This window comes from Methylobacterium sp. Leaf111 (assembly GCF_001423285.1).
Lineage (GTDB): Bacteria > Pseudomonadota > Alphaproteobacteria > Rhizobiales > Beijerinckiaceae > Methylobacterium.
The window spans coordinates 164,204-181,841 of record NZ_LMNE01000012.1 but is presented as its reverse complement, the minus strand read 5'-3'; the positions used below and the strand labels follow the sequence as shown (position 1 = coordinate 181,841).

General features: G+C 70.3%; 19 protein-coding genes. 12 read left to right on the top strand and 7 right to left on the bottom strand.

Annotated elements, in window-relative coordinates:
• Position 1: 1 nt before the first annotated feature.
• From lysA to ASF41_RS09925, 5 genes are all read right to left on the bottom strand, one after another.
• On the bottom strand, positions 2-1,279 hold the full coding sequence (lysA, locus tag ASF41_RS09945; protein WP_056492830.1) for a diaminopimelate decarboxylase: 1,278 nt from the start codon (positions 1,277-1,279) through the stop codon (positions 2-4).
• A 110-nt stretch (positions 1,280-1,389) separates the two neighbouring features.
• On the bottom strand, positions 1,390-1,743 hold the full coding sequence (locus tag ASF41_RS09940; RefSeq protein ID WP_056274735.1) for a hypothetical protein: 354 nt from the start codon (positions 1,741-1,743) through the stop codon (positions 1,390-1,392).
• 101 nt (positions 1,744-1,844) lie between these two features.
• A complete protein-coding gene (locus ASF41_RS09935; RefSeq protein ID WP_056222617.1) occupies positions 1,845-2,141 on the bottom strand; it encodes a hypothetical protein in 297 nt (98 codons plus the stop codon).
• Positions 2,142-2,331: 190 nt separating this feature from the next.
• Positions 2,332-3,075, bottom strand: coding sequence for a hypothetical protein (locus ASF41_RS09930; RefSeq protein WP_056492828.1), 744 nt, complete (start codon positions 3,073-3,075; stop codon positions 2,332-2,334).
• A gap of 134 nt (positions 3,076-3,209) precedes the next feature.
• Entirely contained in the window at positions 3,210-3,830 is a 621-nt protein-coding gene (locus tag ASF41_RS09925; protein WP_082504240.1) for a DUF1134 domain-containing protein, read from the bottom strand.
• 153 nt (positions 3,831-3,983) lie between these two features.
• Here ASF41_RS09925 and ASF41_RS09920 point away from each other — a divergent pair, with 153 nt between their 5' ends.
• Positions 3,984-4,466: a hypothetical protein gene (locus tag ASF41_RS09920; RefSeq protein ID WP_056274732.1), complete on the top strand. Its 483-nt coding sequence runs from the start codon at positions 3,984-3,986 to the stop codon at positions 4,464-4,466.
• Here ASF41_RS09920 and ASF41_RS09915 read toward each other — a convergent pair.
• On the bottom strand, positions 4,381-5,346 hold the full coding sequence (locus ASF41_RS09915; protein WP_082504238.1) for a 3'(2'),5'-bisphosphate nucleotidase CysQ: 966 nt from the start codon (positions 5,344-5,346) through the stop codon (positions 4,381-4,383). The genes ASF41_RS09920 and ASF41_RS09915 overlap by 86 nt on opposite strands.
• Before the next feature lie 142 nt (positions 5,347-5,488).
• Here ASF41_RS09915 and chpT point away from each other — a divergent pair, with 142 nt between their 5' ends.
• The 6 genes from chpT (at position 5,489) to ASF41_RS09885 (ending at position 12,180) form a co-directional block, all read left to right on the top strand.
• Positions 5,489-6,223, top strand: coding sequence for a histidine phosphotransferase ChpT (gene chpT, locus ASF41_RS09910; RefSeq protein ID WP_056492825.1), 735 nt, complete (start codon positions 5,489-5,491; stop codon positions 6,221-6,223).
• A gap of 152 nt (positions 6,224-6,375) precedes the next feature.
• Entirely contained in the window at positions 6,376-9,075 is a 2,700-nt protein-coding gene (locus ASF41_RS09905; RefSeq protein WP_056492822.1) for a hybrid sensor histidine kinase/response regulator, read from the top strand.
• Between the two features lie 32 nt (positions 9,076-9,107).
• Positions 9,108-9,593, top strand: coding sequence for a chemotaxis protein CheW (locus ASF41_RS09900; protein ID WP_056274868.1), 486 nt, complete (start codon positions 9,108-9,110; stop codon positions 9,591-9,593).
• A gap of 23 nt (positions 9,594-9,616) precedes the next feature.
• Complete coding sequence (locus tag ASF41_RS09895) at positions 9,617-10,000, top strand: PleD family two-component system response regulator (RefSeq protein WP_056222602.1); 384 nt, start codon at positions 9,617-9,619, stop codon at positions 9,998-10,000.
• Between the two features lie 84 nt (positions 10,001-10,084).
• Complete coding sequence (locus tag ASF41_RS09890) at positions 10,085-11,263, top strand: chemotaxis response regulator protein-glutamate methylesterase (protein ID WP_056492819.1); 1,179 nt, start codon at positions 10,085-10,087, stop codon at positions 11,261-11,263.
• Entirely contained in the window at positions 11,260-12,180 is a 921-nt protein-coding gene (locus ASF41_RS09885; protein ID WP_056222596.1) for a protein-glutamate O-methyltransferase CheR, read from the top strand. Before ASF41_RS09890 ends, ASF41_RS09885 begins: the two co-directional genes overlap by 4 nt.
• A 148-nt stretch (positions 12,181-12,328) precedes the next feature.
• Here ASF41_RS09885 and ctrA read toward each other — a convergent pair whose 3' ends face one another.
• The gene (gene ctrA, locus ASF41_RS09880) at positions 12,329-13,030 is read right to left on the bottom strand and encodes a response regulator transcription factor CtrA (protein WP_056222591.1); all 702 of its coding nucleotides are present in this window, start codon (positions 13,028-13,030) and stop codon (positions 12,329-12,331) included.
• A gap of 421 nt (positions 13,031-13,451) precedes the next feature.
• Between ctrA and fliI the strand changes: the two genes are divergently transcribed.
• The 5 genes from fliI (at position 13,452) to ASF41_RS24740 (ending at position 17,469) form a co-directional block, all read left to right on the top strand.
• Positions 13,452-14,807, top strand: a complete 1,356-nt coding sequence (fliI, locus tag ASF41_RS09875; RefSeq protein WP_056492816.1) for a flagellar protein export ATPase FliI — start codon at positions 13,452-13,454, stop codon at positions 14,805-14,807.
• A gap of 92 nt (positions 14,808-14,899) precedes the next feature.
• On the top strand, positions 14,900-15,307 hold the full coding sequence (gene fliJ / locus ASF41_RS09870; RefSeq protein ID WP_056222585.1) for a flagellar export protein FliJ: 408 nt from the start codon (positions 14,900-14,902) through the stop codon (positions 15,305-15,307).
• A gap of 156 nt (positions 15,308-15,463) precedes the next feature.
• Positions 15,464-16,513 carry a lysylphosphatidylglycerol synthase domain-containing protein gene (locus tag ASF41_RS09865; protein ID WP_056493034.1) on the top strand — a complete coding sequence of 350 codons (1,050 nt, stop codon included), beginning with the start codon at positions 15,464-15,466 and terminating at the stop codon, positions 16,511-16,513.
• A gap of 171 nt (positions 16,514-16,684) precedes the next feature.
• Positions 16,685-16,831: a hypothetical protein gene (locus ASF41_RS24745; protein WP_156653258.1), complete on the top strand. Its 147-nt coding sequence runs from the start codon at positions 16,685-16,687 to the stop codon at positions 16,829-16,831.
• 56 nt (positions 16,832-16,887) lie between these two features.
• Entirely contained in the window at positions 16,888-17,469 is a 582-nt protein-coding gene (locus ASF41_RS24740; RefSeq protein WP_056492813.1) for a hypothetical protein, read from the top strand.
• Positions 17,470-17,638 lie beyond the last annotated feature (169 nt).

Genomic DNA, 17,638 nt, shown 5'->3' with positions numbered 1-17,638 from the left:
CTCAGGCCTGCGGGCTCAGCCAGTCCGGCATCCGGTCGAGGGCGATCAGGTCCTCGTAGGTCTGGCGCGGACGCACGATGGCGGCATCCGCGCCGCGCACCAGCACCTCCGGCACGAGGAGGCGGGAATTGTAGGTGCCGGCCTGCACCGCCCCGTAGGCGCCGGCGCTCATCACGGCGATGAGGTCGCCCGGGGCGACCTCGGGCATCTCCCGGGCGAGGGCGATGTAATCGCCGCTCTCGCAGACCGGCCCCACCACGTCGGCCACGAGGCGCGGCGTCTCGGCCGTGGGTTCCCGAACCGGCCGCAGGCCGTGATAGGCCTCGTACAGGGTCGGGCGGATCAGGTCGTTCATCGCCGCATCGACGATGACGAAGGTCCGCCCCTCGGTGCGCTTCACGTAGATCACGCGGGTGACCAGGATGCCGGCATTGCCGGCGATCATCCGGCCGATCTCAAAGACCGGACGCAGGCCCAGCGGCGCGAAATGCGGACGCAGGATCGCCGACAGGGCCGCCGGCTCCGGCGGCGGCGCGTTGTCGTCGCGGTAGGGGATGCCGAGGCCGCCGCCGAAATCGATGTGGTGGAGCGGATGCCCCTCCGCCATCAGGTCGCGGGCCAGCCCGGCCAGGAGGCCGGCGGCGTGGTCGAAGGGAGCCAGGTCGGTGATCTGGCTGCCGATATGCATGTCGACGCCGGAAATCGCGAGGCCCGGCAGGGTCGCCGCGTGGGCGTAGACCGCCCGGGCCCGGCTGATCGGGATGCCGAACTTGTTCTCGGACTTGCCGGTCGAGATCTTGGCGTGGGTCCCGGCATCGACGTCGGGATTGACCCGGATGGAGATCGGCGCCGTCAAACCGAGGCTTGATGCCACCGCGGAGAGCTGGGCCAGTTCCGGCTCGCTCTCGACGTTGAAGCAGAAGATGCCAGCCTTCAGGGCGGCAGCCATCTCAACCTGGGTCTTGCCGACGCCGGAGAAGACGATGCGCTGCGGATCGACGCCCGCCGCCAGCGCCCGGCGCAGCTCGCCCTCGGAGACGATGTCCATGCCGGCCCCGAGGCGGGCCAGGGTGGCCAGCACGGCCTGGTTCGAATTCGCCTTCATGGCGAAGCACACGAGGGCGTCGTCCCCGCCGAAGGCCTTGGCGAAGACCGCGTAGTGGCGTTCCAGCGTCGCGGTCGCGTAGCAGTAGAACGGCGTCCCCACCGTCTCGGCGAGGGCGGTCAGGTCGACATCCTCCGCCTGGAGCCGACCGTCACGATAGTGGAAGTGGTGCATCGGCCTGCCTGCGGGCATCCCGCCCGGGAATTGCGGGCCCCGCGCGCGGCGCGACCGGGCGGGCGCGCCTTCCCGCACGAAGCTGGGAAATGGGCTCTGGTGATCCGCTTCTACAGCAGCGGGTCGAGCAGGAAAGGCTCCTTGGGCACGACGTAGCCGCGCTTGGCGCCGCGCGTCGTCTTGACCGGCGCCTCGGCGCCCGAGCCCGGCACCGCCAGGGTGTCGAGTTCGTCACCGGCGCGGACCGCATCCGGCTCCGGCGTCGCCGCTTCCCCGCCGAGGCCGACGCTCTGGGGCAGCGCGCGCGGGCTCGCGACGCCGGGCAGGCCGGGCCGCGCCACCGAGCGCGCGGCGGCGGTGCCGGGCGGCGGCTCGAGGGCGCCGCGCCGGCCACAGGCCGAAGCGGACAGCGCGATGAGGCCGATCGCGGCGATCGTCGGCAGGGGGCGGGAACGGAGGAACATCAACGCTTGCGGTCCGGAACGCGGTGGCGGACAGCATAGCCGCTGCGGCTCGGCGATGCGAGCGAAACGGCTACGCTGTCCCGCGCGGCGTCGGGTTGGGCTCAGCCCTTCTTCTTGCCGTCCGTCTTCTGGTAGACGTCGATGGCGCGACGGCAGTTCTCCGAGAGCTTGGTCCAGTTGGTCTGGAAGCACTTGTCGAGGGCCGGATCATCGGTGGCGAGGTTGCCGCAATAGGTCAGGTAGTCGCCGGTGCAGTACTTCTTCAGGGTTTCATTGCCGCGCTTCGTCTGCGGGGCGGTCGTGGCCCCTTGCGGCTGCGCCGCGGGCTGAGCGATCGCCGGTGCGGTGGAGACCGTGGCGGCGAGGAGGAAGGCAAGCGACGTGAGCTTAAGGGCCATAGGGGGGCGCGGTCCGTCTCAAGAAACAGGGGAATGGGCGATCCGATGAAGCGCCGAGATGGTCGAAACATGGCGCGCGGATGGTCGCCGCGTGGTCAGGCCGCTTTCTACGCCGCGTTTTCCCGTCCGTGCAACGCCCGCGGCGTTTTCCCGCGCACATGACGCGCCGGGTTCGGCCCGCGAGCGGCATTCAGTTGGAGCGCGCCGGAATCGCGTACGCCGAGACGGGCGGAAGCCGGTCGCGCTGCATCAGGCTGTCGGCCACGTCGGAGATCCGGCGGCGCAGATCAGCGGCCTCGCCCTCGCGGCGCGCCATCACTTCGGCCAGGGCTGTCTCGGCCGCATTCAGGCTGGCCCTGAGGGTCTCGCGCTCGGCGACCAGGGCCGCGGTCAGGTCGGGGACCTCGGACCCGGTGGCGGCGGGAGCGCCGGCCGGGTCCGGCGGGACCTGGGCGGACCGCGCGGCGATGAGGTCGTCGAGCACCTCCTGGTGCGCCTGCTCGAGCACCTGCAGGGTGGCGAGGCCCAGCGCGGTCTCCTGGCGCGCCGCTTCCAGATCGCGCTCCACGCCGCCGAGGGTGGTGCGGGTCGCGGCCAGGGCGGCTTCGCGCTCGCTCAAGGTCGCGTCGCGGGCCTCGACCGTGCGGGTAAGGGCGGCGGCCTCCATGGTCCGGGCCCCGATGGCGGCGAGATCGGCGTGGCGATGGGCCTTCACGGCCTCGACCTGACGCTCCAGGCGGCGCTGGGCCACGGCGAACTGCGCCCGCAGGTAGTCCTTCTCGGCGGCGACTTCCGAGAGCGAGAGGGGCAGGCGCGCCTCGATGCGGCGCTCCGACAGGCGGGCGGCCCGGGCATTCACGGCGGGCAGAAGCAACAGGGCGCACAGGCTCGCGGCCAGGAAGCCGAGCGCGAAGATCATCACGGTTTCGATCACGCGGAAACGCTCGCTCAACAAGCCGTGGACGACAATGACGACGGAGCTGGCCGTCGACCCTCGTCGGCTTGTTTAGCCCATGTCCCCCCGGGATGGGCAAGACGCGCGGGGACACACCCCGGTCGTCCTGCGAATCAGAAGGGATTCCAGGTCGGCTTCGACGTGAACTTGAGATAGCCGATGTTGATGCCCAGCCGGGCGCCGACGCCGGTGCGGATCGGCACCACGATGATGTCGTCGGCGGTCACCGCCGTCATCCCGAAGCCGCCGACGAGGTAGGCGGAGCCGTCGACGCCGCCGAAGCGGCGGTAGAGGCCCGACACGGCCGGCAGGTTGTAGACCAGCATCATGGTGCGGTCGCCGTCGCCGCCGACGTCGAAGCCGATGGAGGGGCCCTGCCAGTAGATCCGCCGTTGCCCGGCATTGCGCGTGTAGAGTGTCCCCTCGCCGTAGCGAACGCCGCCCACGATGGCGCCGGAGGCTTCCTGGCCGAGGATGTAGCCGTTGGGCTCGCCCCAGCGCCGGGTCGCCTCCTCCACCAGCTGCGCGAGGCCGCGCGACATCGAGCCGAAGAAGCGATGGCCGTTGTCGACCAGCTCCTCGGGACGGAACTTGCCGGGCGCTCCGTCGCTCACCGCGAGGGCGCGGGACGAGACGCCGAGGAGGAGGGCGCCCGCCAGCGCACCGACGACGGTGCGCCGGGTCGCAGGTGCGTGCGATGGGCGGGCGCGGACGGCCCGATGGTTCGACGTCATGCCTCGTCCCTCCTGTCTGCCGACATCCGCCCGAGGGCGCTATCGTCTTGCTAACCGAGACCGCGCTATGGACCGGGCTGTCATCCGAGAGACCGTTCCGGCCGGGGCCGGTGCGCCTCGATACGCGGCGATCATGATGCGAAACAGAGCAACATGTGGTTAACGCGCCGTCACCTGCTTCGCGTCGCCGCGGCCGGTGGGCTGCACGCCGCCGGCGCCCGCGCCGCGACCCTGCCGCGCCTGCCCGCGGGCCGCATCGCCCTCGGGGGGTTCGACGCCGTCAGCTACTTCCTCGACGGTCCCGAAGCCGGCAGAGCCGCCTACGAGATCCTCTGGGACCGGCTGACGTGGCGCTTCGCGCGGGCGGCGAATCGGGAGGCCTTCCGCGGCGACCCTGCCGCCTACGCGCCACGCCTCGGCGGCTTCGATCCGATCGGCGTCCTCGCCGGCCGCCTCGTGGACGCCGATCCCCTGATCTATGCGCGCCTGCCCGGCCCGGACGGGATCGACCGGCTCTACCTCTGCCGCAGCGACGCGCACCGGTTGCGCCTCATCGCGGAGCCGCATCTCGCCGCCGAGGCGGAGCTGCGCTGGCCGACGCTGACGGATCAGATCGAGCGGGATTTCCCGGAATGAGGGCGCCCGGCGCACAGATCCGGTGCGCGTCCTGCGGCGCGTGCCGGTCGGCGGGACGGGCGGACGGGCTGCGCTCGGGCAGGACGAGGTTGGCCGCATAGCTCGCGTCGCCCAGGGCAGCGAAGGGACCGTTGCGGTAGTTCCGCGTATAATGCCCGTAGGTCATCGGCCGGCCGGCCGGCGCCACGACGCAGCCACCCGCCACCGTGAGGATGTGGTCGCCGGCCGCCGTATCCCATTCCATGGTCGGACCGCAGCGGACGTAGATGTCGGCCTCGCCGGCGGCGATCAGGCAGAACTTCAGGGCGGAGGCCGCCGACCGGGTCGAGCCCACCCGGAGCGCGCCGAGGCAGGTCTCGGTCTCGATGTCGCCGTGCCGGTTGCTGCGCAGGGCCACCAGCCCCTGGTCCGGCCGCGGTCGCACCGCGATCGGCAGGCGCGCGCCGAGATGTCCGTTCCGGATCTCCGCTTCGAACGCCTGGCCGCCTGCGCCCCAGACCCGGCCGAGGCCGGGGGCGGCCAGAGCGGCCGCGATCGGACGGTCGCCCGCGATCAGCCCGATATTGACGCTGTACTCCGCGTTGCCGGCGAGAAAGTCCCGGGTGCCGTCGAGGGGATCCACCAGGAAGAACAACGGCGCCGGGGGCTGGTCGTAGGACGATTCCTCGGCGATCACGGGAATGCCCGGCCAAGCCCTGGCGAGTTCCGCGAGGATGAAGGCCTCGGATTCGGAATCCGCCTGGCTCGCCGGCGAACCGTCGGGCTTGAGCACGTGCGGGCAGTCGCCCCCGTGGTGCCGCTTCAGGATCTCGCCCGCCCGGCAGGCAATTTCCATCAGGGTCGCCGCAATACGGTCGCGCGTCGGCGCATCGATCGACATGATACCGGTTATGATGCCCGCGCCACCGGCCCTTGTCGACCCGGATCGCGATCGGTCCGGGTGCTTTTCAAAGCTTCCGGCGCCGTCTATCGGTGCCGTTCACGACCGGACGCGGCCCCGAAACGCCTGCGCGGAGCGCACCATGACCCCCCTCAATCTCGACGCCCTCGATCTGTCCGCCCTCCTGTGCTCACGGGTCTGCCACGACGTGATCAGCCCCGTTGGCGCGATCGTGAACGGGTTGGAGGTCCTGGAGGACGAGAGCGACACCTCCATGCGGGAATTCGCCCTGGAGCTCATCGCCAAGAGCGCGCGTCAGGCCTCGGCACGCCTGCAATTCGCCCGCATCGCCTTCGGGGCCGCCGGCTCGGCGGGCGCCTCCATCGACCTCGCCGACGCCGAGAAGGTGTCGCGGGGGATGTTCGCCGACGACAAGACGCAGCTCGCCTGGAGCGCGCCGCAGGCGCTCTACCCGAAGAACAAGGTCAAGCTCCTGCTCAACCTCGTGATGATCGCCCAGAGCGCGATCCCGCGCGGCGGTCTCATCGACGTGGTGGTGCAGGGCGACGGCGAAGCTCCGACCCTGACCCTCAAGAGCAAGGGCTCCCACGCCCGGATTCCCGCCCACGTGGAGCAGATGATCGCCGGCACGCCCGAGAACGGCACCGTGGACGCCCACGGCATCCTGCCGTTCTATGCCGGCCTCGTCGCCCGCGCCGCGGCCATGGACGTGCGCTTCGCGATCGAGGGCGACACCGTGACCATCACGGCGACCGCCACGGCCGCCGCGATGCCCGAGGCGCCGACCCCGGCTCCCGCGGAGCCGGAAGCCGATCGCCCGTCGGATTCGGAGCCGCCGGAGACGGCGCTGGCCTGACGCGCGGCGAGTTTCGGCCCATCGGCGGGAGATCGACAAATATTGTCGCGGTCTCCCGCTTTGTCGTTCGGGGTGAAACCCTTCCCTAACCGGTTAGGGGGCAAGGTCGGTCCTGCACAGACTGTAGTGCGCGTATGGACTGAGTACCCCTCATGGACGACTTGTTGCGTGAGTTCCTGACCGAGAGTGCCGAGCACCTCGACACGGTCGATGCCGAGCTCGTCCGGTTCGAACAGGATCCGAACAATCAGACGATCCTGCGGAACATCTTCCGCCTCGTCCATACCATCAAGGGCACCTGCGGGTTCCTCGGCCTTCCGCGCCTCGAAGCCCTGGCACACGCCGCCGAGACCCTGATGGGCCAGTTCCGCGACGGCATGCCGGTCACCGGCCCCGCGGTCAGCCTCATCCTCGTCACCCTCGATCGCCTCAAGGCGATCCTGGGCGACCTCGAGGCCACCGGCTCCGAGCCGGCCGGCAGCGACGACGATCTCATCGGCGCCCTGGAGGAGATGGCCTCCGCCCCGATCGCCCCCACCGCCCCCGCGCCCGTCGCGGAGATCACGCTGCCCGATCCGGTCCTGCGCGAGCTGAAGCCTGGCGAGGTCAGCCTCGAGGACCTCGAGCGCGCCTTCATGGAAGCGGAAGGGCCCGATCCGTTCGACGCGTCCGTCGCCTCCGCGCCGGAACCGGTCGCCGCGGCCCCTGAGCCGGTGCGCGAGGCACCCGCCCCGATGCCGGTGAAGGCCGCAGAGGCGCCCGCGAAAGCCGCCGACGCGCCCGCCGCGTCCGACGGCGAGGGGGGCATCGCCAAGGTCCAGACCATTCGCGTCAACGTCGACACCCTCGAGCACCTGATGACGATGGTGTCCGAGCTGGTGCTGACCCGCAACCAGCTCCTCGAGATCGCCCGCCGGCACGACGACTCGACCTACAAGGTTCCGCTCCAGCGCCTGAGCCACGTGACGGCCGAGCTGCAGGAAGGCGTCATGAAGACGCGCATGCAGCCCATCGGCAACGCCTGGCAGAAGCTGCCGCGCGTGGTGCGCGACCTGTCGTCGGAACTCGGCAAGCAGATCGAGCTCGTGATGAGCGGCGCCGAGACCGAACTCGACCGCCAGGTGCTCGAGGTCATCAAGGACCCGCTCACCCACATGGTGCGCAACTCGGCCGATCACGGCATCGAGTCGGCCGCCGACCGCAAGGCCTCCGGCAAGCCGCTGCGCGGCACGATCCGCCTCTCCGCCTATCACGAGGGTGGCACGATCACGATCGAGATCGCCGACGACGGCAAGGGCCTCGATCTCGCCGCCATCCGCCGCAAGGCCGTGGAGCGCAAGGTCGCCAGCCAGGCGGAAGTCGAGCGGATGACCGACGCCCAGGTGGCGAAGTTCATCTTCCATCCGGGCTTCTCCACCGCCGCCGCCATCACCTCGGTCTCCGGCCGCGGCGTCGGCATGGACGTGGTGAAGACGAACATCGAGCTCATCGGCGGTGTCATCGACATCAACACGCAGCTAGGCCGCGGCACCACCTTCACCATCAAGATCCCGCTCACCCTGGCGATCATCGCCGCCCTCATCGTCAAGGCGGGCGAGCAGCGCTTCGCGGTCCCGCAGGTCGCGGTGCTCGAACTGGTGCGGGTCGACAAGGCGACGGCGCAGAAGGTGGAGCGCATCAACGGCTCGCCGGTGCTGCGCCTGCGCGAGCGCCTCCTCCCGATCGTCACCCTCACGGGCGTCCTCGGCCAGGACCAGGCCGCCGACGCCGTGGATTCCGGCTTCGTGGTGGTCGCCCAGGTCGGGCGCCAGCGCTTCGGCATCCTCGTCGACGAGGTCTTCCACACGGAGGAGATCGTCGTGAAGCCGATGTCCTCCAAGCTGCGTCACCTGCCGCTGTTCGCCGGCAACACCATCCTGGGCGACGGCGCCGTGGTGCTGATCGTCGATCCGAACGGCATCGCCCAGCAGGTCAGCCAGGGCTCGCAGACCGGCGCCATCCCGGTCGAGGCCGAGGTCGAGGAGGTCGAGGCCGCCGACGCCAAGGCGACGCTCCTCGTCTTCAAGGGCGGCGCCGGCAGCTACAAGGCGGTGCCGCTCTCGCTGGTCACCCGCCTGGAAGAGATCGAATCGGCCAAGGTCGAGTGGGTCGGCGGCCGTCCGCTGATCCAGTACCGCGGCCGCCTGATGCCGCTGGTGCCCGCCGATCCGTCGATCGAGATCCGCACCTCCGGCACCCAGGCCCTCGTGGTCTTCTCCGACGGCGAGCGCGCCATGGGCCTCGTGGTCGACGAGATCGTCGACATCGTCGAGGAGCGTCTCGACGTCGAGATCTCGGCCGACCGCTCGGACCTCATCGGCTCCGCCGTCCTGCGCGGCCGCGCCACCGAGATCATCAACATCGCCCACTTCCTGCCGCTCGCCTACGACGACTGGGCGCGGGGCCCCAAGAAGACGGTCAAGCGCAGCTCGACGCTCCTCCTCGTCGACGACTCCGCCTTCTTCCGCGAGATGCTGAGCCCGGTCCTGAAGGCCGCCGGCTACAGCGTGGTCACCGCGGCCAGTGCCGATGAGGCGGTGGCGGCCCTGCTCTCCAACGGGCGGATCGACGTGGTGGTGTGCGACCTCGAGATGCCGGGCCGCAGCGGCTTCGACCTCGTGGGCGCCATGCGCAAGGTGGAGGGCCGCGTCGCCGGGCTTCCCGTCATCGGCCTCTCCGGCACTATCGGGACCGAGGCCATCGAGCGGGCACGGACCCTCGGCATCGCCGACCTGGTGGCGAAGTTCGACCGCAGCGGCCTGATCTCGGCCCTGGCCGAGCTCGACGTCGCCAGCCTCGCCGTCGCCGCCTGACCGGCCCGCCCCCTTCGGAGTCCACGCCCATGATGCAGGCCGCCAACACCAACGCCGCGGAAACCGTCGGCACCCACGACTTCGTCACCGTGTTCGTCGGCGAGACCATGTTCGGTCTCGCCATCGACCGGGTCCACGACGTCTTCATCCCGGCCGGCGTGACGCCGGTGCCGCTCGCCCCGCCAGAGATCGTCGGGCTCCTGAACCTGCGCGGCCGCGTCGTCACCGCCCTGTGCCTGCGTCGGCGTCTCAGCATGGCGCCCCGCACCGGGGACGGCGCCCAGATGGCGATCGGCCTCGAGCAGGGTGGCGAGACCTTCGCCCTCATCGTCGACGGCGTCGGCGAGGTGCTCAAGCTCGGGGCCGAGACCCACGAGCCGGTGCCGATCAACCTCGATGCCCGCTGGCGCGACCTCACGCTCGGCGTCCACCGTCTCGACGGCCGCCTCCTCGTCATCCTCGACGTCGATGCGCTCCTCGCCTTCGGGACGAACGCCCGAACCGCCGGCGCGGCCTGAGCCCGAGCCAGGAGAAGGACCCGATGAAAACCTGCCTCATCGTCGACGACTCCGCCGTCATCCGGAAGGTGGCGCGCCGCATCTTCGAGACCATGAACTTCGAGGTCGGCGAGGCCGAGGACGGCGAGAAGGCCCTCAGCGCCTGCGGCAAGACCATGCCGGACGCGATCCTGCTCGACTGGAACATGCCGACCATGGACGGCTACGACTTCCTGCGGGCCCTGCGCAAAACGCCGGGCGGCGAGAAGCCCAAGGTCCTGTTCTGCACCACGGAGAACGACGTCGGCGCCATCGCCCGTGCCCTCCATGCGGGCGCCGACGAGTACATCATGAAGCCGTTCGACCGCGACATCGTCACGGCAAAGCTCGCGCAGGTCGGCTTCGCCACCGAAGCCGACGCGGCCTGACGCGGACCTGGACCGGGCATTTCGCCCCGTCCGGGGCCAGTTCCCACCCCGACCGTTCCTCCGCGTCGCTCACAGCGTGAATTCATGATGGCCGCCACTGCACCGACCTTCGCGTCGACCCATGCCGCGCCGCCGCCGCTCGCGGGGCAGCGGGTCCGGGTTCTGATCGCAGACGATTCGGCGGTGGTGCGCGGGCTGGTCGCCCGCTGGATCGGCGAAGCCGGCCACGAGGTCGTCGCCACGGCGGCCAACGGCCGGATCGCCGTCGAGGCGATGGCGCGCCACGACCCCGACGTCATCCTCCTCGACATCGACATGCCGGAACTCGACGGCACCCAGGCCCTGCCGCTGCTGCTCGCCAAGAGCCCCGGCGTCCAGGTCATCATGATGTCGACCCTGACCACCCGCAACGCCGACATCTCCCTGCGCTGTCTCGCCCTCGGGGCCGTGGACTACATCCCGAAGCCCGAGAGCAACCGGGGCGTGACCACCTCGGACGCCTTCCGCACCGACCTGATCGAGCGGGTGCGCCTCTTCGGCTCCGCCCGGGCGCGCAAGCGCGGCGCCTCCGGCGCGCCGATCCCCGTCTCTCCCGGGTCGCACGCGCCCGCACCGGTCTCGGCCCTGCGTCCGACCGCCCCCCTGGTGCTGCGGCCGAAGGCCCGCACCGGCGTCGCGCCCCGCGTCCTGCTCATCGGCGCCTCCACCGGCGGGCCCCGCGCGGTGGGCGAGGTGCTGGAGAAGATCGGCAGCGCCACGCTGCGTCAGTTCCCGGTCCTCATCGTCCAGCACATGCCGCCGGTCTTCACCGCGGTCTTCGCCGAGCATCTCGGCGTCCGCACCGGCCTACCGGCCGCCGAGGGCAAGGCCGACGAGCGCCTGCAGCCGGGCCGGATCTACGTGGCGCCGGGCGGACGGCACATGGGCCTGGGCGGAAGCCGCCAGGACGTGACCATCCGCCTGCATGACGGGCCCGTGGTGAATTTTTGCCGGCCCGCCGTGGACGTGCTGTTCCAGGATGCCGCCGCGATCTTCGGCGCCGCGGCCCTCGCGGTCGTCCTCACCGGCATGGGCTCGGACGGGACAGGCGGGGCCCGCGCGCTGACGGAGGCCGGGGCGGCGGTGCTCGCCCAGGACGAGGCGACCAGTACGGTCTGGGGCATGCCCGGCAGCATCGCCAAGGCGGGACTCGCCCAGGCGATCCTGCCTTTGGGCGAGATCGGCCCGGCGCTGCGCAATCTTCTGACGGGGCAGGGCGCATGACCGACGTCGAGTTCGATTTCCTGCGCGCCTACCTCAAGACCCGCTCCGGCCTCGCGCTCAGCGGAGAGAAGCGCTACCTCGTCGAGAGCCGCCTCGGTCCGATCTGCCGGCGCTTCAACCTCGCCGATCTCGGGGCGCTGGTGAACGCCCTGAAGGGCGGCCGCGACCTCGCGATGGAGCGGGCTGTGGTCGAGGCGATGACCACCAACGAGACCTTCTTCTTTCGCGACCGCACGCCGTTCGACCTGTTCCGCGACGTGCTGCTCCCCGAGGCCATGGCCCGCCGGGCCGTGCAGCGCCGCCTGCGGATCTGGTGCGCCGCCGCCTCCACCGGGCAGGAACCCTATTCCCTGGCGATGATGCTGCAGGACGCCGCCCCGCGCCTCGCCGGCTGGACCGTCGACCTCGTCGGCACCGACCTGTCGACCGAGGTGCTCGAGAAGGCGAAGGCCGGGCTCTACAGCCATTTCGAGGTGCAGCGCGGCCTGCCCGTGCAGTCGCTCATCAAGCACTTCGAGCAGGTCGGCGAGCAGTGGCGCATCTCGGCCAGCCTGCGGCAGATGGTGGATTACCGCCCGCTGAACCTGCTGCAGCCCTTCGATTCGCTGGGGACGTTCGACATCATCTACTGCCGCAACGTGCTGATCTATTTCGATGCGCCGACCAAGGGCGACGTGCTGGCCCGCCTCAGCGGCAGCCTGGCCGCCGACGGTGCCCTGCTGCTCGGCGCCGCCGAGACGGTGATCGGCCTGACCGAGAAGCTCGTCCCGAACACCAAGCACCGGGGCCTGTACAACCAGGCCGCCGCGTCCCTCGCACCGCAGGCTCGGCCGCTGCCGGTGCTCAACCCCGCCGCCGTGGCGGTCGCGCCGGCCCTGGCCGTCGCCCCGGCGCTGCGCCGGGTGGTCGGCCTCTGAGTGGCATCCGACGGATCGTGGCGCGGGCGCAGGCCCGCGCCATCTGCGTTTGGTCGGTCGACGCCGCGCGGGGGAGGGGACGACGGGTGTCCGCACGAACAAAAAAGGCCCCGCTCGCGCGGGGCCGTTTCGTCGTCCGACCGGTGGTTCAGACGGCGATCCGCTCTTCGCCCTCGTTGGGCTCGCGCAGCACGTAGCCGCGACCCCAGACGGTCTCGATGTAGTTCTTGCCCTGGCTGGCATTGGCGAGCTTCTTGCGCAGCTTGCAGATGAAGACGTCGATGATCTTCAGCTCGGGCTCGTCCATGCCGCCGTAGAGGTGGTTGAGGAACATCTCCTTGGTCAGCGTCGTGCCCTTCCGCAGCGAGAGGAGCTCCAGCATCTGGTACTCCTTGCCGGTCAGGTGCACGCGGCTGCCGGAGACCTCGACGGTCTTCTGGTCGAGGTTCACGATCAGGTCGCCGGTGGTGATCACCGACTGGGCGTGACCCTTCGAGCGGCGCACGATCGCGTGGATGCGGGCGACGAGTTCGTCCTTGTGGAAGGGCTTCGTCAGGTAGTCGTCGGCGCCGAAGCCGAGGCCCTTCACCTTGTCCTCGATGCCGGCCATGCCGGAGAGAATCAGGATCGGGGTCTTCACCTTGGCGACGCGGAGATTCCGCAGCACCTCGTAGCCCGACATGTCGGGCAGGTTCAGGTCGAGCAGGATGATGTCGTAATCATACAGCTTGCCGAGATCGATCCCCTCCTCACCGAGATCGGTGGTGTAGGTGTTGAAGCTCTCGGACTTGAGCATCAGCTCGATGCTCTGCGCGGTCGCGCTGTCGTCCTCGATCAGAAGTACCCGCATCGTCGGTCCCCAGCCCAGCCGGCCGTGTGCAGCGTACGGGCAAGCCCCCGCCGTTCGTTCGCCACCGGCCCGTGGCGAACGCTCCCTCGTCAATGACGTGAAACGCTATTCGTTAATCGTTAACAAACCCTGTTTCACGGACGCAAGCACCCAATTGGACCCGCGGCCTGGCCACGCTTCGAACCGTTGACGATCTGTTCTCGTCCGACCGTCTTCGGGCATGATGCGAAACCTTCGCATGTCCCCTCAAGTGCCTCACCCGCATGGACTTGTTGCGCGCTGTCTCTCCGGAACAACGGCACCGGAATGTCGTCGGCCGAACGAAAATTTTTTACGTCCCGGCATGAGCCGGCGGCGCGCTACAAGCCCGATGCACACAGTGTTAAGGAGGGAGGTAAACGAATGGTTGAGAGACGCGCCGATGACCGATCGCGACCCTAGCGTCGGACGCTTGCGCCTGGCTGACGCGCGCAGCGCCCTCGCGGGAATCCAAGTGCTGGAGACCTACGGACGGGTCGTGGCGATTCGCGGCCTGCTGATCGAGGTGGCGGGTCCGGTGGCGGCCATGCGCCTCGGCGGACGGCTCGACATCGCGGTGGAGAACGGCCTCGGCGCCGTGCCCTGCGAGATCATCGGTTTCCAGGGCGATCGGGCGCTGGCCATGCCCTTCGGTTCCCTGGAGGGAGTGCGGCGCGGCTGTCCGGCCCTGGTGCGGGACGAGGCCGCCGGCGCGGTGCGCCCCTCCGCCGCCTGGCTCGGCCGGACCATCGACGCCCTCGGCCGGCCCATCGACGGCCTCGGGCCGCTGCCCCCCGGCCCGGCGATCTATCCGCTGCGTGCCGATCCGCCCCCGGCCCATGCCCGGCAGCGGGTCGGGCCGCCCCTCGACCTCGGAATCCGCTGCATCAACACCTTCCTGACGATGTGCGCCGGGCAGCGCATGGGCATCTTCGCCGGGTCCGGCGTCGGCAAGTCGGTGCTGCTGTCGATGCTCGCCCGCTACACCGCCGCCGACGTGGCGGTGATCGGCCTCGTGGGCGAGCGCGGCCGCGAGGTACAGGAATTCCTCCAGGACGACCTCGGCGCCGCCGGCCTCGCCCGGTCGGTGGTGGTGGTGGCCACCTCCGACGAGCCGGCCCTGATGCGCCGCAACGCCGCCTACGTCACCCTGGCGATGGCGGAGTATTTTCGCGATCAGGGCGCACAGGTCCTGTGCATGATCGATTCGATCACCCGCTTCGCCATGGCCCAGCGCGACATCGGCCTCGCGGCCGGCGAGCCGCCCACCGCGAAGGGCTACACGCCCACCGTGTTCAGCGAGCTGCCCCGGCTCCTCGAGCGGGCCGGGCCCGGGACGGGGCAGGGGGCGATCTCCGGCCTGTTCACCGTCCTGGTCGAGGGCGACGACCACAACGAGCCCGTGGCCGATGCGGTCCGGGGCATCCTCGACGGGCATATCGTGATGGAGCGCGGCATCGCCGAGCGCGGGCGCTACCCGGCGATCAACGTCCTGCGCTCCGTCTCCCGCACCATGCCTCGCGCCTGCGACCCCGCGCACCTGCCGACGGTGCGCCGGGCCCGTCGCCTGCTCTCCACCTACGCCGACATGGAGGAGCTGATCCGTCTGGGCGCCTACCGGGCGGGCGCCTCGCCGGAAGTGGACGAGGCGATCGCGCTCATGCCCGAAATGGAGGCTTTTCTGGGTCAGGGTAAGGAAGAAGCAACTTCGATCGGCGAGGGTTACCGTCGCCTGGCAGAGATCGTCGGCGCGCCCTGAGAGGACGCCCCGGCTCCATCTCCCGATGCCGGGCCCGGGGCGCGGCCGGTCGCGCACCGGCGAGCCGTGCGTTGCGTGGAGTGAACCCGCCCATGAAATCCCGTGACACGTTGATCCGGCTGCGACGCTTCCAGGTCGACGAGAAGCGTCGGCGCGTGACGCAGATCGAGATGATGAAGGCGGACTTCACCCGCATGGCGATGGAGCTCGACCGCGAGGTCGCCCACGAGGAGAGCCGCGCCGGCATCACCGATCCGGCCCATTTCGCCTACCCGACCTATGCCCGGGCCGCCGCCACCCGCCGGGACAACATGCGCCAGTCGGCCGCCGCCCTCGAGGGGCAGCTCGCCGAGGCCAAGGCCGAGCTCGGCGAGGCCTTCGAGGACCTGAAGAAGATCGAGATCCTGGACGACCGGGAGCGCACCGCCGAGCGCGTCGCCGAAGCGGCCCGCGACCAAGCCGCCATGGACGGTATCGGCCTCTCGCGCATCCGCGCCTGAGGCGGATGGGGTGCCGGCGCCCCGCGGGGCGACCGGCACGAAACCGTCATGATCCCGTGGGATGAGCCATCCCTGCCGGGGCCGCGCGGAACCTTGCTTGCGATGCCGCGCATCGTCGTGCAGGGAGGGCCCGAACAGGGGCGTGTCCGGACCACCATGAAGAAGATCAGCGATTTTATCTGGCCGATCATCGGCCTCGCCGCCGTGATCGGTTCGGGTTACCTGCTCTACAAGGAGTTGGCCGGCATCTCCATGGCGGAGATCAAGGGCAGCTTCGCCGCGATTCCGGTCCACCGCTTCCTCTTCGCGGCCCTCTCGACCCTCGTCGCCTACGCGGCGCTCGCCTGGTACGACCGGATCGCGCTCCTGCATCTCGGCGTGCGCCACATCTCGTGGTTCTTCGTCTCGGTCTGCTCGTTCACGACCTACGCGCTCTCGCACAATATCGGCGCCTCGGTGTTCTCCGGCGCCGTGGTGCGCTACCGCGCCTACACCGCCAAGGGCCTCTCCGCGGCCCAGGTCGCGGTCCTGGTGGCGCTCTGCTCCTTCACCTTCGGCCTCGGCACCATCCTGCTCGGCGGCTTCGTGCTCACCGTCCTGCCCGACACCCTGACGCGCCTCAACGGCTACCTGCCGGCGATCCTGACCGACCCCGCCACCGCCCGCATCCTCGGCTGCTGTCTGCTCGCCTTCGTCGCCCTCTACGTCGCGGGCTCGCTGCTGCACCTGAAGCCGCTCACGATCCGCAAGTTCAAGCTCGAATACCCCCGGCCGCGCATCATGGGCCGCCAGCTCATCGCCGCTCCGCTCGAGCTGCTGGGCGCCGCCGGCATCATCTACTTCGCCCTGCCGGAGGCCGGGAACCCCGGCTTCCTCGTCGTGCTCGCGGTCTTCCTCGCCTCGTTCTCTGCGGCCCTGGTGTCGAACGCCCCCGGCGGCCTCGGGGTGTTCGAACTGGTCTTCGTGGTGGCGATGCCCGACATCGCCCGGCCGTCGGTGATCGCCGCGCTGCTCGTCTTCCGGCTGTTCTATTTTTGGCTCCCGTTCCTGATCTCGGTGGTGGTCGTGCTCCTCTACGAGCGCAACCGCCTCGCCTCGGCCCTGCGGGACGAGCCCCACGACGCGGCCGCCCCCGAGCCGCCCTTGACCGCCCCCGGCCTCGACGCCCCTGCCCTCGAGCGCCGCATAGAGAAGAAGCCGGTCTGATCCGTCCTCGTAAGGGGAGATCGAACCCGCATCGCCCGGTCCGCGATGGCCGGTCTTCGGGCGCGAACATTTGGACCCGCTCCCGGGGCTTTCGCGTCGACGACTCCCCCCACGGATCGCTGGTTGCGCTCTGCGGATCGCGCGCGGATTCGTCCGCTCCGGAGGAGCGGGATGAGGCAGCTTCTGAGATTTGGCCGCGGGACGGAGGACCGCGACCTGTCGAAGGATTTCGGCGCCGCGGAATATCTGCGCCTCAATCCCGACGTCGCGACGGCGGTCCAGGACGGAAAATCCGGTCCGCCGAGGACCACTACCTGAACATCGGTCGGCACGAGGGACGGATTCACGCCCTCTCCGCCGAGATCGTGGCGGCGATGACGGCGGATCTGGGACGGGAGCTGTTCCGCTACCCCTATCGGGCAGTGGGGGCGATGCCGCCCTTCCGGTTCGAGGTGCCGTCCCGGAGCGCGGCGGACCGCGCGATCTGTGAACGCATCATCACGGCCTGGCACGTCTCCGCCGCCGCGGATCCCGGCAAGACCGGCGAGATGTGGGATCAGCTCACCGCCGGCCACACGCGGTTGAAGACGGCCCTGGCGCAGCGCGATCCCGATCTGCTGGCGGATCTCCTCGCCAACATGTTCCAGGAGCACCTCGTCCACGGCCTGGCCATGGGCAAGAGCACGGCCGCCCGCGCCCGCAGCGTGCCGGATCGGCATGCGGCCATGTGGTGCGACCGCCTGCTGCGCCTGGGCGAGGCCGTCGGCGTCTGTCCGGTCCGGTCGCCGGAGCAGGGCGGCACCGATGCCCCCCTCGAATGGCTCGACATCGTTGCCGCGGTGGAAGCGGTCCTGGGCTTCCCGTTGGCGTTCCCCGCCATCGGAGCCCCCTTCGGCGTGGCCCTGCAAGGGTCCGCCTTTCCCGAGCAGTCCTTCATGCATGCCTACGCCGCCTAGCGGGTCGACACGCTCGGCCCCTTCCGGCGCATCGCGGAGATCGGAGGCGGCTTCGGCGGGCTGTGTGCCTATCTGGCCGGCGGTGATCGAACCTACACGATCTACGACCTGCCCTACACGAACCTGCTGCAGGGCTATTTCCTGCTAGGATGCGGTCTGCCCGTCTCCC